This is a genomic window from Falsigemmobacter faecalis (assembly GCF_003863335.1).
Classification (GTDB): domain Bacteria; phylum Pseudomonadota; class Alphaproteobacteria; order Rhodobacterales; family Rhodobacteraceae; genus Wagnerdoeblera; species Wagnerdoeblera faecalis.
In genome coordinates this window covers 1-15224 of sequence record NZ_RRAZ01000049.1, presented here as the reverse complement: position 1 = coordinate 15224, position 15224 = coordinate 1, and the positions used below count along the sequence as shown (strand labels likewise).

Sequence of the window (15224 nt, the reverse complement as noted above, 5' to 3'; positions counted from 1 at the left end):
CCTGCGAAAGGATCACACCATCAAATCGTGAGATCAAACACCTAGTGGCCGCACTTTTGCAAAAATTTGATCGAATTCGCTCACCAAGAGCCTATCTGCGTCATCTGGTTCAGAAAGCTGCTGCGCGCAAGTTTACCTGTCGACCATGTGATCATGGCGCTATTGGCATGAGCGACAACTTAACAGTTGTTAAATGTGCAAAACCAAGGCGCAGTATCCAAGATCTCCCGAGAGAAAACACGTATACGCAGCATAAGTTAAAAATTGTGATGTCCAACATAACATAATCCGCCACGTAGCAAGGTTAGTCAAGCCGCAGTCGATACGAGCCGACAACGGGCCGGAATATATCAGTTCAACATTGATGATTTGGGCCGAAAAACAAGGAATTGCCCTGAACCACATCCAGCCAGGAAAGCTCCAGCAGAACGCCTATGTCCAACGATACCGTCGCACGGTGCGCCACGACTGGCTTGACCTGTACATCTTCGACAGCATCAAGGAGGTGCAGACATCGCAACGAGCTGGCTCCGGACATACAATCACGACCGTCCAAGATGGGCATCGGCCGCATGACGACCGCCCAAAAGCTGAAACTGGCTGCGTGAGTTCTACTCCAGAACCCCGCTAAAACGGGAATGATTACCGACAGACCGCAGAAATCCAGATCCGCATCGCCATCATGAACAGATAGAACGCCCTCGGCACTGCCGAAATCAGAGCTGCAGATTGAACGATAAAACGGGAAAGGGTCAGATCAGCCTGCTGCCGATTAGCTCAACAACGCCATTCCAAGCGGAAAATAACACCATTCTTTTTCTGTCATCAGTACCAGTCTCATGATAGCCTGGCATAGAAATATAGCCTTTCTTTTTCTTTATCTTATTCCGTGTATGTAATGAGTATTTTTAATCGGGTGATCGTACTGCTTACGGTTATCGTTTCGGTCTGCATGTTGCTGTCCGGAGCCTGGCTTACACATTACCTGCGTCAGTCGGATATCCGGGCGGCGGCGCGAATGGCTGCCGGCTATTTCCAGCTGATCGTGAGAGGGGGGGCGGATGGTCAACCTGTTGCCACATTGTCCGGCCTTGATCTTCGCGGCATAGTCGTACCTCCTGGCCGGATTGAGGCGGTGGTCTTCTGGCGGCCGGACGGTACCATCGTCTCAGGCTCCCCCCCGGCGCTGGCCGGGCAATGGCGTGAGAATCCCAGCCTGGCGCGGGTGTTAGAGGAGGGAATCTTCTCCGAGATTGTGCAGGGCCGCTCCTACATGGAGGGCGGCCCCGGGATCATGGATCCGGATGAGCCGCTGCTGGAGATTTACGTGCCACTCGATCCTGGCCCCGATGGCGGGCCGCGGCTCATCGGTGAGATCTATCTGGACGCACGGCCACTGCTTGCGGCCGAAGCGCAGCGCACGAAGCTGATCTGGGCGGGAATTGCACTGACGGGAGGGGTGATCCTGGCGCTCCTGCTTTATACCCTCTGCTGGGCACGTCGGGTGGTGCAGGAACAACGCATCGAACTGGACGCGCGGCTGGCCAATACCGAAAGACTTCTCGCGGTCAATCGTGCGCTGCGCAATGACGCGGATACCGCGCGCGATGATCTCATTAATGGCAATGAGGCGCTGCTGAACGCTCTGGCGGCGGACCTGCATGATGGCCCTTTGCAGATGCTGACCGCGGCGGCGCTTTCCCTGGACGACGCGGCCTGCCCGGTCGGGCGGCGCGGGATCGAGGCACTGCTGTCGCAGACCATGCGTGAGTTGCGTGAGCTTTCCTCCGGGCTCAGCCTGCCGGAACTGGTCGGGCTCAGCATGGGAGAGACCATCCATCTCGCCGTGCGGCGCCACGCCGGCATGACCGGATCGCAGGTCGCCTGTCACATCGCCGATGGATTGCCCGAGCTGGAGACAGCCTTCCAGGTGTGTCTCTTCCGCGTCGTGCAGGAAGGACTGATGAATGCCTATAAACATGCCTGTGACAGGGCTCCGCAACTGCATGTGAGGTCCCGGGGCCACAGCCTGGTGGTGACGGTTGCCAGTCTGATCCAATCCGAAGCCTCCTCGGGACCGGGCAGACGCGGCGGCCTGGGCCTGCCGGGCCTGCGCCGCCGCCTGCTGGCGCTTGGCGGCAGTATGCAGCACCGCAGATGCGCCTCGGGGCGGGTCGTGATGCTGGTCCGGCTGCCTTTGCGCTGAGCTATTGCAGAAAGCCTGCCGTGCGCGGTCTTTGATTCAAGCTGCTTTGCAGCTTCTGGGCGGCCAGCACGGCCTCGAGGCGGTTGCGGACATTCAGCTTTTGCATGACCAGTGACATGTAATGCTTAACCGTTTTTTCACTGATCTTCAGCCGCGCGGCGATCTCGCGATTGGTCATACCGGTCAGCAGCAGCTTCAGGATCTGTTGCTCGCGCATGTTCAGCCTGAGATCCTCGGCCTCACGGTGGTTCTGCATGGCCTTTTGCGAGGCCATGATCATGCGAGCGGCCACGGTCTGGCTGATATAGACCTCGCCGCGAAACAGGGCCCGGATTGCGTCTGCCAGCTCAGCGCCACTGCAGCCCTTGACCACATAGCCCCTGGCACCGGCCTCGAGCACGCGCCGGGCATCCTGCAGCTCGTTCGACGCCGTGAAGATCAGCACCTGCACGTCAGGGGTCAGGCGCTGAAGCTTCATGATCGTCCGGCAGACATCGCCGGTCATCCCCAGATCCATCACGAGAACATCCGCCCGGTTTTCCAGCGCATATTCCGCTGCTGCTGCCGCAGTGCTGCCGGTCCCGGCACAATCCATATCGTCGATCTGAGTGAGCACACGCAGCACTCCGTCAATCACGATTGGATGATCATCAAATATTGCTACGCGAATATTTGTCATGCCTGAACTCCCCCCCGGCATTGTCACCAAAGTTAACAGAAATTTGTGAATTAAGGTGAATAATTATTAACGGGTGCGATTGGCCCTCTCATGACAGCTTTTGCGTCACCGCTCGCGGAAGGCGCGCAGCACGACATCGGTAAAGGGCTTGGCAAGATAAGAGATTGCCATCCGCGGCTCGGTCGCGATAAAAACTTCGACCGGCATGCCCGGTAAAAGCACCGCCCCCTCCAGAGCGGCGAGCGCACTCGCCTCAACCCCGATCTCGGCGAGGAAGAAGGATTCGCCGCTGACCGGATCACGGGTCGCGGCGGCGGCGACATAGCGGGTTGTGCCCGCCAGCTCCGGCGTCACGCGCTGGTTGAAGGCGGGGAAACGCACCCGCGCAGATTGCTCCGGCACCACCTGATCGATCTGCACAGGAGGCACCCTCACCTGAAAGGTCAGCTGCGCGGCATCAGGCATGATGGTTGCCAGCACCTCTGCCGCGCCGATCACCCCGCCAAGCGTATGGACGTTGAGTTCATTCACGATGCCACTGATCGGTGCGCGCAATTCGGTGCGGGTCAGCCGGTCCGCGGTGGCGGCAAAGCGCTGCTCCATTTCGTCGATCTGAATCTCGGTCTGCCCAAGGCCCCGCTGCGCCTCGGTGCGGAAAAGATCATCGGCAGCCAGGATCTGCAGCCGGATTTCGCTGCTGCGCACCCGGGCGCGGGCGATGGTGGCGGCGATTTCGCCGCTTTCGCCGGTCAGCCGTGCGAGTTCACGCCGCGTGGCCGCCACGCGGCCGATTTCGGCCAGCCCCGCTTTCATCAGGGTCTCGCTGCGGGTCTGCTCTTCCTGCACCAGCCCGGCCTCCTCCCTCTTGGCCAGGGCCTGCGCTTCGAGCCCGCGGATCTCCTCAGCGACCTGCTCAATGCTCAGTTCAAACTGCTGGCGGCGGGCGCGATATTCGCCCAGCCGCCCCGACAGGATGCGCTGCTCTCCTGCCACCTGTCCGGCAATCGCAGGATCGGTGACATCGATCGCGGCGGGCAGCACGAGAGCGTCCCGGCCGTCGCGCTCGGCTGCGAGTCTGGCCTGCTGGATCTTCAGCTTGATCAACTGGCCACGCAGGATTTCCAGCTCGGCGCGTGTCTGAGCATCATCGAGCTGGAACATCACATCCCCCTCCCGGACCCGGCTGCCTTCGCGCACCAAGATGCTGCTGATGATCCCGCCGTCCAGATGCTGCACCAGTTTCAGGTTCTGATCGACGGCGACCACGCCGCTGGCGATCACGGCTCCGGCAAGCGGGGTGGTGGCGGCCCAGCCGCCGACCCCGGCGATCAGCCCGACGGCCAGCACGCTGCCCGTCAGCACCCGGCCTCTGAGGCCGAAATAAGACCCGGTCTTGTCTTTCACGGTTTTCATGGCGCACCTCTCACGTGAATTCCACCAGCGCCAGGGCCCGATGGCCTTCCAGCGTGATGATCAGGGTGAAACTGTCGTTCTCCTCCATCGTCCCGCGGATGATGGTCCGATCGCCGTCTTCGTCGCTTTCATGCGTGATGCTCAGGTGCAGATCGTCATCGTCGATTTCCGTGCGATAGAACTCCCCGAACCTGTCCTCCAGGCTGTCGAGCAGATCTTCCACAATGTCATGATGGCGCAGACGCAGGCGATCCCCTGCCTGAAAATCGTCCAGCCAGTAGTCAAAGCGCAGCGCGGCGGGCGCCGGCCCTTCCGGCATGCTGAGCGCGGGCGGCAGATTTGAAGGCGCGGGCGGCAGGCAGAATTCAAAAATATCCTGCCCCTCGCCCCCGCGAAGCCGGGCCATGCCTGTCCCGATCAGGAAATGGTCATTACCAGCGCCCCCCGTGACAGCTTCGAAGCCGGTAAAGCTGTCAGACCCCTCCGGGGTGGTGACCCGGCCCGCCCCCTCGGAGTAGGTCAAAGTCAGATCCGCCGGGCTCGCGGTATAGTCGAGGTGATCGCGGCCCGCGCCGCCGTCGAAATGATCGTGACCGGCGTCGGCATCTGCCAGCACATGGTCGTCCCCCTCGCCTGCCAGAACAAGATCCGCGCCGCTGCCGTCCCGCAGCAGGTCATTGCCGGCCCCGCCCAGCAGCGTGTCATCCCCATCGCCCCCGATCAGGACGTCATCCCCCGTTCCGCCAGGCAGGATGTCATGCCCGCTGCCCCCCAGAAGGGTATCATTGCCCGCCCCGCCGAACAGGGTGTCATTGCCCGCGCCGCCGATCAGGAGATCGTCCCCCGCCCGCCCGAACAGCATATCGTCGCCGCTGCCCCCCGAAAGGATATCATCCCCAGGGCCGCCAAAGATCACATCACCCTCTGCGCTGCCATGAAGCGGGGCCTCGCTGTCACCGACGGGTCCGGCCCCGTCATCAGGTGCCGCGGGAAAAGAGGCGGGCTGCGGCGCCTGATGCGGGGCCGGCAGGTCTGACAGGCTGAGGCCGGGGCAGGGCCGGACCGGAACAGAGGGCGGAACCTCAGGTCCGGGCGGCGCATCCGGGGGAGGGACTGCGCCGGGCTGTCCGTCATCGTCGCGCGCCCCCTCAGAGAGGGGCGGCGTCGGCTCACCGGTCGCAGGCTCCGCCCCCTCAGGATCGGCCGCAGGGGAGGCGGGGCTGTCGGTCGTCTCGCCATGGGCCGGGCCCATACTGTCAGCCAGGAGGCTGCCGATCAGCACCGCCTCAAGCGGCAGCGGCGAGCGGCGATCGGGCCCGGCCGCTGAGCCGGACTTTGACCTGTCGCCCGATCCGCAGCCGCACTCGCCGTCCTCGGAGACGACGACCACCGGCTGCGGCGGCGCAGGCTGCTGCGGCGGAGGCGGGCTGAAGCTCAGAGTGGCCTCGTGCAGCGGCTGGCTGAAATGCATCATCCGGGCCAGAAAGGCCTCGGCATCGGGCTGCATATAGCCATTGTCATTGGCCGCCGGCAGCGCACCGGCCTGTCGCGCCGCCATCTGCACCAGCCCGAGACGGCTCTCACTGCCGCCCCAGCTGACGGACAGGCTGCGTGAAGAAGATGCGTCATGTGCTGTGACAGGTCCCGTCCCGGCCGGGTCCGTGACCTGCACGGTCAGATCCGCCGCCTGCCCGGGACCCGCCACAGGCTCCCCGCCCGGCGGGGCAGGGGGGAAGAAGGCCTTCGCTTCGCTGACCAGAGCACGCAGAAAGGCCAGAGCCATCGCCATCACCGCCACCACCACCTGGGGCATTCGTGAGCGGGGCGTGTCCTCCCTCTCGTCACCGGGGAAAGGGCGGTCGTCTTCGGGGTTACGGTCGTTGTTGCTGCGGATGCGGATGACCATCACAGCACCCTTTGCTGCAGATCACGCGCCGGGTCAGAGCCGGTTTCGGCCCGAACCGGGCGTGCAATGATTTCCGATTTATCGCCAAAGGCGGTCATTTTGCCATTCTGGATCACCGCGACCAGATCCACCGCCGCGAGAGCACTGGGGCGATGGGTGATCACAATGGTGATGCCGCCCCGCGCACGCACGGCAGCGATTGCGGCGCTGAGTTCGGCCTCGCCTTCGCCATCGAGATTGGAGTTCGGCTCATCAAGCACCACCACAAAAGGCGCCCCAAAGAGCGCGCGGGCAAGGCCGATCCTCTGGCGCTGGCCGCCCGAGATTGCGCCGCCCATCGACCCAAGGCGGGTCTGGTAGCCATCGGCGAGGCGGGTGATCATCTCATGCACACCCGCGGCCGTCGCGGCCGTGACCACCGCCTCCGGGTCGGGATCCTCTTCAAGCCGGGCGATATTGGCACGGATATCGCCCTCCATCAGCACCACATCCTGCGGCAGATAGCCGATGTGGCGGCCAATCGCCTCTTCGGTCCATTGCGAAAGCGCGGCACCGTCCAGCCTGACCTCCCCCCGCACCGGAGCCCAGATCCCGGTCAGCGCGCGGGCAAGGGTGGATTTGCCGCCGCCACTCGGGCCGATGACGCCAAGCGCCTGACCCGCGCTGAGCGTGAAAGACACGTCACTCAGCAGCACCCGCCCGTTGCCTGGTGCCGCCACGGTCAGGCCCTCGACCTGCAACATCCGGCGCGGGGCTGGCAAAGCCATCGGGTCCTGGACCGAGGCCAGCGCCACCATGGTATCGCGCAGCCGTTTCGCGGCCGCCCGTGCCAGCACCACACCCCGCCAGTTGGCGATCGCCAGATCGATCGGTGCCAGCGCCCGGGCCGAAGTAATCGAGGCCGCAATAATGGCTCCCGGCGTCAGCTGCCCGCGGATCACCAGCCAGGCCCCCAGCCCCAGCACCGCTGACTGCAGCATCATCCGCAGCACCCGCGCGACAGCCGCGAAGGTGCCGGTGACATCGGTGGCCCGGGTCTGCAGGATCAGATGGTCGTCATTGGCGGTCTCAAAGCGGCTGATGGCGCGCGGGCCCATGCCCATCGCCCGCAGCACCTCGGCATTGCGGGCATTGGAATCGGCGATCATATTGCGCTGCACCAAAGCCTTTTGCGCCTGGTCATTCAGGCCGCGCGAGACAAGCTCCGTCACCACCGTGAGCAGGGTCAGCACCACCGCCCCGCCAAGCGTCACCGCCCCCAGCAGCGGATGCAGCAGATAAACGAAGCCCACAAAGATCGGCACCCAGAACAGGTCAAAAAGCGCGACCGGGGCCTGACTGCCCAGAAAGCCGCGCAGGGTGTCGACATCGCGGCCCCGCTCAAGCGCCTCGGTGGTGGAATAGCCATGGCGCGGCATATCGATCACCACGCGATGCGCGAGAGGGGCAAATTTGGCATCGATCCGCCCGCCGATCCGCACGAGGATCTGGCTGCGGATGATATCAAAAAGGCCCTGCGCCAGATAAAGCCCGATTGCCAGTATCGAGATGGCAAGCAATGTCGGGATGCTGCCGCTTCCGAGCGCACGATCATAGATCTGCAGCATGTAGAAAGCGCCCGTCAGCGCCAGAATGTTGATGATCCCTGAAATGAAGAAAAGAAAACTGATTAAGCCGCGATAGCCCGACGTCAGCTCTGCTGCCGCACGGCGGCGCGCTGCCCGGTCCGGATCCTGTATTCGCATGACGTCACCCCGACGACTGTGGTGCAGATGACTGGTCCCCGCCCGGACCCTGATGGCCCAGGCGGGGGGGAGACGTGCGGGCCTCAGAGGGTAAAGTCGCCCGCTGTCAGCTCATGCGCGCCCTTCAGGTGAATGCGGAAGGCGGGCTCGGCATCTTCGGTACTGCCCGCGATCACCGTATAAGTGCCATCGGCGCGGGTTTCCTGCGTCACCAGAAGCTGTCCGGGGCCGGTCAGGGCATCGCCCGTCACAAGGGTGAAGGATTGCCGGCCCGCCAGCTCCGCATTGGCATCGATGCCCGACAGATCGATCCGGTCACCGGGTGCGAAATCGGTGATCACATCGCCATCGGCGGCCGCGGCGCTGCGGAAGCAGAAGGTGTCATCGCCCGCGCCCCCGGTCAGGATATTGAGGCCATTCCCCGCAATCAGCAGGTCATTGCCCTGGCCGGTGGTGACGTTCTCGATGCCGCGCAGAATGTCCTGTCCGCTCTGGGCGCTGCTGGCGGTGCCAAGGTCCAGATCGACCCGGATCGCCGCAGTGATCGCCGACATATCCAGCGTATCTGACCCCGCATCGCCGAAATAGACGTCATTGCCGTCATTCACCCCGGCAAGGAACAGATCGTCCCCGGCGCCGCCGAAGAGGTGGTCGTCCCCCGCGCCGCCCGAGAGCACATCCTCTCCGTCATTGCCAAAGAGGTAGTCGTCCCCGTCCTGGCCAAAGAGGCTGTCATTGCCGCCATCGCCCAGAAGGGTGTCGCTGCCCGCGCCGCCAAGGGCAACGTCATCGCCCCCCTTGCCGCGGATCAGGTCATCGCCCGCGCCGCCCGAGATCAGATCCCCGGCTTCGCTGCCGCTCAGGATGTCATCGGCGGCGCTGCCAGCCAGGACATTGGTGGTGTGAGTAGCCTCCGCCTCACCGGCTTCTGCTGCCGCTTCGGCTTCGGCTTCTGCTGCGGAAACGTCCTGCCCGTCACCGGCCTGACCCTGCGTCCCGACGCCATCTCCGTCGATATAGACGTCCTGCGGGCGCAGGGTGCCAATGATACTGTCATCGCCGCCTTTGCCGTCGAACACCACCCGATGCGCAGACAGAAGCTGCGTCATATCCACCCGGTCATTGCCGGTGCTGCCGGTAAAGCGGATGGTGTTGTGCGAAAGCGAGGTCGGACTGAAGTCGCCATGCGGGGTGAAGGTGTCATTGCCCCCCACACCATCAATATGGATCTCCTCGATACCGGACAGCTGGGCGACGATGCTGGCAAAGTTGGTCCCGTTTCGGGTGATCAGGATCTCGGCATCGGGGTCGAGACCGCCAGCCGTATTATTGGCGCCGCTGAAAGCCCTCCAGGCCGCTACGGTCCAGATGTGATAGGCCTCGTTTGATGCGTCGCCATAAAGCCGGACGGTATCCGTGCCGCTGCCGCCGCGCATAACGTCGCGCCCGTCACCGGCCCGCCAGATCAGCAGGTCATCGCCCGCGCCGCCCTCGACCACGTCATTGGCAGCGCCGCCTTCCAGGGTGTCATTGCCGCCATCGCCCTGCAGCAGGTCAACGCCGGCCCCCCCATACAACAGATCGTCCCCTTCGCCGCCCGAAAGGGTATCGGCGCTGTCCCCCCCCTCAAGCGTGTCATTGCCGCCATCGCCCTGCAGCAGGTCAATTCCGGCCCCCCCGTACAACAGATCGTCCCCTTCGCCGCCCGACAGCGTGTCGGCGCCGCCGCCGCCCTCGAGGGTGTCATTGCCGCCATCGCCCTGCAGCAGGTCAATTCCGGCCCCCCCGTACAACAGATCGTCCCCTTCGCCGCCCGACAGCGTGTCGGCGCCGCCGCCGCCCTCGAGGGTGTCATTGCCGCCATCGCCCTGCAGCAGGTCAATTCCGGCCCCCCCGTACAACAGATCGTCCCCTTCGCCGCCCGACAGCGTGTCGGCGCCGCCGCCGCCCTCGAGGGTGTCATTGCCACCATCGCCCTGCAGCAGGTCAATGCCGGCCCCCCCGTACAACAGATCGTCCCCTTCGCCGCCCGACAGCACGTCGGCTCCGTCGCCGCCATCCAGCGTGTCATTGCCCGCCCCGCCGAAAAGCACATCCGAGCCGCCTTCGCCGTTCAGGACATCATCACCGCCAAAGCCACTGATGGTGTCGTTGCCGCCCCGGCCGTAGATTGCATCGCTGCCTGCCGTGCCATCCATCACATTCGCCATCGCCGTGCCGATCAGCTCGACCCCGACGATGCCGGTCGGATCAGAGGTGACCGTCTCCGGGTTGCCAAAGCCATCGGTGTAGCGCATCACGACCCGCAACTGGGTGTTCACCTGACCGATGCCAGGGGTGAAGCTGGCCCCGGTGGCACCGGGAATATCGGACCAGTTCCCCGCCAGCAGCACCTGCCATTGCAGCGCCACCGAGCCGGGCGAAATGCCATCCGCATCGCTGACCCCGGCAAGATCAACCTGCAGCGCCGCGTTCTGTGTCGGCGTTGTATCGCTGATCAGCGGCAGGCCGACGGGCGGATCATTGAAGAACTGCCCCACATTGATCCGCTGATCGGCGAATTGCAGATATTCGATGTTGTAAAGCCGGTCGGTTCCATCGTCGATGAAGGCCCGCCCCGTGGCCGGGTTGATCACGCCGTCGGGTACATCGATATGGCTGACGGTGATCGAACCATCGGCATTCTGAGTCAGCTCGTAATTGGCCAGATCATCCCAATAAAGGGCAGTGTCTGTGCCGCTGTCGTCCCAGAGGATTTCGCGCACGATCTGCAGCTGGCCGGGGTTGTAGACCCGCTCCAGCATCAGACTGCTCAGCGGGCGGCCGTTATGCAAAGTCTGACCAGTGTTGTCGGTGACCGGCCCCATCATGCTTTCGGCCGTGGCGATCTGCTGGCCGCTTTCTCCCAGGATGGCGATGCGGGTATTGAGCCAGGCATCGCCATCGATCACATCATTTCCGCCGCGCCCTTCGATCAGATCGCTGCCGCCGCCACCAAGCAGGATATTGCCGCCGGTGAAGATCATTTTCTGGCTTCCCGAGCCATCGGCCCAGTATTGCCCCATGGACATCAACTCGGGCAGGATCAGCTGATCAAGACCCGAAATGCGCGCAATTCCTTCAAGATCGAGTTCGTTATAAAGGAAATTCCCCTCGGGGGTCGGATCGGCCAGGCCGACGGCGCCACCATCCGCCGAGCGGTCATCGCCGCGCAGAACGTCGTCATATTTCCAGCCGGACAATGCCTCGACCTGACTGAAGCGGTCGCGCAGCACCTCGAGCGGCAGGGTTGCAAAGACCGGGGTGTTCATATCGGCCTCGGCACCCACCGCCTGGCCTTTAAAGGACACCCAGTCAAAGCCCCACATGCCGATGAACTTCTGGATCCCCTCGCCGCCAATCATGATGTCGTCGCCGGAATCGGCGTCATAATCGGTATCGCCGCGGCCTCCGTTGATCACGTCATGGCCGATCTCGGTGGAGTTGAAGAATATATCGCCATGATCCCCGGCGATATAGTCAAAGAGCCCGCCCCCCTCGATCCAGTCATCGCCGGCATTGCCAAAGAGCGCATCCACCCCCGAGCCGCCGCTGATGAAGTCATCGCCGTTGCCGCCGCGTGCCTCGCCGCCATCGGGGCCGACCATCAGGAAGTCCTTGCCATCGCCGCCAAAGAGCAGCGCCAGACCCGAGCCGCCATGGATGACGTCATTGCCGCCATCCCCCCGGATCATATCCGTCTCGCCGATATCGGTGCCGGAGTTTGTGATCACGTCATCGCCGTCGCCGCCATAGACGATATCAACGCCGTAGCCTGCTTCGATATTATCATCGCCGCCAAACCCCCGGATCGCATCATCGCCGCCCCCGGCAATGATTGTATCATTGCCTTCGGTTCCGGCGATCACGGTGTGATCCAGACCGTTGTAGCGAATGAAGTTCGGGCCGCGCTCGACCAGCGCCGAGACGGCCTGCAGCAGCGGATTGTCATGGGTCGGATCGGCATAGCCGAACGCCGCCTGTTTGGCCGCATCGACATAGAGCACATGGTCGGGGGTTGAGAAAATGTCACCCGGCAGGGCAAATCCGGTTTCACCCAGATCGGTATTGCGCATGACGATCGAGGCGAGGGAGTTGTTCTCCATCTCGTTGAGCAGGTTGGTGCCCTGCAGCCGCGACAGATAATATAAGCGATCCCCGTGCTGCAGGTTCTCAAGCTGCATCTGGAAGACAAAAGAGAAGGTTGAGCCAAGCATGCCCCCAAAGGCCATCTTCTTCTCGGCCAGACCACCGACCCAGAGATCAATCAGATCAACCCCGGCGCGCTCCTCCGCATGGCTGCCGCGCGCATTCAGGAAGTCCAGCCGGTCCGCCGGGGCGTTGATCGTGCGCATCGCCGATCCGTCCCAGAAGCTTTGCGCGGTGCCGAAGACCAGCGCCATCGCGGCCGCGCGCTTGCCCGCGACGGTGGTTTCATCCTCGATCAGCTGGTGGCGGCCATAAGCGGCGATGAAGTTTACCACCGATTCCGGATTGCGGATATTCAGCGCGAAATCGACCCAGCTTTCATAGGGCTTGAGCTGCGTGTCGCCGCCTGCCATCTCCATGAACTGGGCCCGCGCGTCATTGAGGCCGGGCATTCCGGCATCCCGGCCCCGCGCGATATTGAGCGCGGCCAGATCCAGCGGAATGCCAACAAGCTGGTTGCGCAGCACATGGGTGACGAATTCGTCGATCTCATTGCCGACCTGGCCGGTCATGCCGCGCACGATCACCCCTGCCGCTGCGCTGTGATCGACCGTCTCCGAGCCGAAGGCCAGCGGGTTGAGGAAGGCGTCGAAGAGGTCCATATCGTCGCGGCTGCCATCCGCGCCAATGCGGTCGATGCGCTCGGTCAGCATGGAATGTCCGAAGCGATAGACCACATGGGCGAATTCGGCAAAGATCCCCGGGTTCAGCTCCACATCGGGCTCAATCACGAAAATATCGATGTCGGGCTGAACCTTGCGGGCGAATTCCTCAAAGACCAGATGCTGGTACTGCATTTCAGTGGCAAAGCGCGCCGCCTGGAAAAGCCGCTCCCCATCCCAGCTGCCATCTGCAAGCTGCCATTCGGCGATAAAAGCCGTATCCTCCGTGGCCAACACCGTTTCGCGGATCTCTTTGACCAGGCGGTTATGCTCGGCGTGGAAGACGTAGTGAAGGGCGGTCAGGCCAATGTTCTCATTCCCGCGCCCGTCGCCGGTGATGTAATGGGCATCGAGCATCTCATTGTCATAGGCGGTCTGCGCCCCGCGGTCCGTAAAGCCGCCCGAATAGCCGGGGGTCGCGTCATCGTCAGGCTGCAGCACCCCGCCCGCCACGACCGGCACCGCCGCATGGGCGATATCGTCGAGGAAGGCATTGCCCGTGCGGGCGGCCGAGACGGTCTCGCCGGCCTCAATCACATTGCCACCGTAAAGCACGGTGCCCACCGGCAGCTGAATGGCCGAGGGATTGACCGGATCGGCCAGATTGCCCTCAACCCAGATCGCCATGCCCGCCTCGTCAAAGGCGGCCAGGATCTGCGGCAATCCGTTCGGCCCGCGGATAAACTCGCCATAGGGGTCGGTGAGCAGCACCGGCACCGCACCGACATCCAGATCGGTCAGCTCAATACCCAGCAGCTCGCGCGCCTGTGTCTTCACATCGGCCCAGGTCGCCATGCCGCGGGCACCATCCAGCAAAAGCCCCGTGGCAAGCGGGCCGTCCGGTCCGGCTTCATAGTCACGCAGGAACACCTGATGCGAGGGATGCGAGGTATAGGTCTGGTTCTGATCGACCCAGGGCGTGGTGACATTGGTCGCGCTTTCACCGAGCGTGGCCCGGGTCATCACCATGAAGTTGGTGTCCGGCGAGGCAGGATTGTAAAGCGGGTCATCGGGTTGCAGCGGGATATAGACGGACCCGTTGCCACCCTTTTTCACCAGATCGAGCCCGTGATCGAAGAACTGCCCAAAGAGTGTGAACCAGCCGTTGTAAGGCGCGGACAGACCCTCGTCGGGCGAGGCGTTGCTCAGCAAAACCGTCGGCCCGTCCATGCTGATGCCATAGCTGCCGATCAGCGCATCCCGCTGGGCCTCGGCGATGGCGCGGGCCTGGGTTCCCGGCGTGGTGCCGTTGACAATCACCTGGGCGGTCTGGACGGCGGCAAGGGCTGCGGGAATATCCGCCTCTGCCATCCCCGCAAGCCGTAGTCCCGCGGTGACCGCCGCAGGGTTGTTCAGCGTCTGATCGACGATCAGGTTCGAGATCAGCCGGGGGTCGGCATCGACCACGGTGCCGGGGGCAAAGCCGGGGCTGGTGGTCGCGTTGGGGTCATAATTGTTGTTCCCCAGAACGATCTGATCGGCAGGAGTGCCGAAGCTCATCTGGTCGTCGCCCTCATTGCGCCAGTAGGGCCGGGTCAGCTGCACGAAAGGCTCATGCGAGGCCCCCCATTGTTCGCGCCCCGCAACCAGGTTGTTGAAGCTGCCATCAACCGTTCGCAGCCCCCAGGGCAACAACGGGCTTTCCACCAGATCGCTGAGCGGCGTTCCGGCGGCATGCGCTTCTGCGACGCGTATCTGACGCAAGATGAAGTCAAGATCGTGACGAATGAGCGTGACCATGGCTTTCCCCTGTAGCTGTCGGAAAACGATCAAGCCGGACCGGCTTCCACTGGCGATGCGCGCTAAGATCCGCATCTTTGCCAAGAGTAGGCTGCCGGGCAGGGGCGAAACATCGCGCAAGGTCGCCTGAATGTTCAGACCTTTGGGGAAGGCGGCGAGGGCCTTTGGTCCATATCTGAGGCGCGTCGGTGCAGCTCAGGCGCTGCGGGCCGACGCCCACTCTCCGTCCCGGAGTATGGTTCCGGCCTGTCTGAGCGAATGAGATGAACTGCCGTCCCGCCAACCGACTGCTCTCGTTGCCTGCCGAGGTGGAGAGATGCGCATCTGACCGCCATCAGGGTTCCGGGGATTGATCCGGGTCAGACCAATTGCGGACCTTGCCGGTCTGAACGCCGCAGAAGTTGCCGTGTTTCGCCACGCTCTTCAGCGGCACCGGCTGCCGGAGTTTCAGGATGATCTTCGCCCTGCCTTGTCAGGATGGAAGTCTGCAACGACCGATCCTGTCTCTGGACGTGGAGCAGATCAGATGGTCATCCGCTTTGTCGGTCGTTTCGGGGCGTTGATGATGTAACCGCCCCCGGACGGCATCGATGTGCCATATGTGGACGGCCCCCTCCCTACAAGA

At 63.3% G+C, this 15224-nt stretch carries 6 protein-coding genes and 2 pseudogenes; 3 read left to right on the top strand and 5 right to left on the bottom strand.

The window, feature by feature from the left end; translation table 11 throughout:
- From EG244_RS21160 to EG244_RS18890, 3 genes and pseudogenes are all read left to right on the top strand, one after another.
- Positions 1-287 (top strand): annotated as a pseudogene (locus EG244_RS21160) (hypothetical protein); the annotation flags it as partial.
- A gap of 23 nt (positions 288-310) precedes the next feature.
- Positions 311-608 (top strand): annotated as a pseudogene (locus EG244_RS18895) (integrase core domain-containing protein); the annotation flags it as partial.
- 410 nt (positions 609-1018) lie between these two features.
- Positions 1019-2206, top strand: a complete 1188-nt coding sequence (locus EG244_RS18890) for a sensor histidine kinase (RefSeq protein WP_124966718.1) — start codon at positions 1019-1021, stop codon at positions 2204-2206.
- Between the two features lies 1 nt (position 2207).
- On the opposite strand, the gene EG244_RS18885 is transcribed toward EG244_RS18890, so the two are convergent.
- The 5 genes from EG244_RS18885 to EG244_RS18865 form a co-directional block, all read right to left on the bottom strand.
- Positions 2208-2885 carry a LuxR C-terminal-related transcriptional regulator gene (locus EG244_RS18885; protein ID WP_158617367.1) on the bottom strand — a complete coding sequence of 226 codons (678 nt, stop codon included), beginning with the start codon at positions 2883-2885 and terminating at the stop codon, positions 2208-2210.
- A gap of 105 nt (positions 2886-2990) precedes the next feature.
- A complete protein-coding gene (locus EG244_RS18880) occupies positions 2991-4298 on the bottom strand; it encodes an HlyD family type I secretion periplasmic adaptor subunit (RefSeq protein ID WP_124966716.1) in 1308 nt (435 codons plus the stop codon).
- Positions 4299-4308: 10 nt separating this feature from the next.
- Positions 4309-6204, bottom strand: coding sequence for a calcium-binding protein (locus EG244_RS18875; RefSeq protein ID WP_124966715.1), 1896 nt, complete (start codon positions 6202-6204; stop codon positions 4309-4311).
- The gene (locus tag EG244_RS18870; protein WP_124966714.1) at positions 6204-7949 is read right to left on the bottom strand and encodes a type I secretion system permease/ATPase; all 1746 of its coding nucleotides are present in this window, start codon (positions 7947-7949) and stop codon (positions 6204-6206) included. The genes EG244_RS18875 and EG244_RS18870 overlap by 1 nt, the downstream gene beginning before the upstream one ends.
- An 83-nt stretch (positions 7950-8032) precedes the next feature.
- Positions 8033-14599 (bottom strand): peroxidase family protein, encoded by a 6567-nt coding sequence (locus EG244_RS18865; protein WP_158617366.1) that lies wholly within the window; start codon positions 14597-14599, stop codon positions 8033-8035.
- Positions 14600-15224: the final 625 nt, after the last annotated feature.

Bases quoted from the DNA above. Each gene is read 5' to 3' on its own strand.
- EG244_RS18870 (WP_124966714.1), bottom strand. From the start codon at position 7,949: ATGCGAATACAGGATCCGGACCGGGCAGCGCGCCGCCGTGCGGCAGCA.
- EG244_RS18890 (WP_124966718.1), top strand. From the start codon at position 1,019: ATGGCTGCCGGCTATTTCCAGCTGATCGTGAGAGGGGGGGCGGATGGT.
- EG244_RS18865 (WP_158617366.1), bottom strand. From the start codon at position 14,599: ATGGTCACGCTCATTCGTCACGATCTTGACTTCATCTTGCGTCAGATA.
- EG244_RS18875 (WP_124966715.1), bottom strand. From the start codon at position 6,204: ATGGTCATCCGCATCCGCAGCAACAACGACCGTAACCCCGAAGACGAC.
- EG244_RS18880 (WP_124966716.1), bottom strand. From the start codon at position 4,298: ATGAAAACCGTGAAAGACAAGACCGGGTCTTATTTCGGCCTCAGAGGC.
- EG244_RS18885 (WP_158617367.1), bottom strand. From the start codon at position 2,885: ATGACAAATATTCGCGTAGCAATATTTGATGATCATCCAATCGTGATT.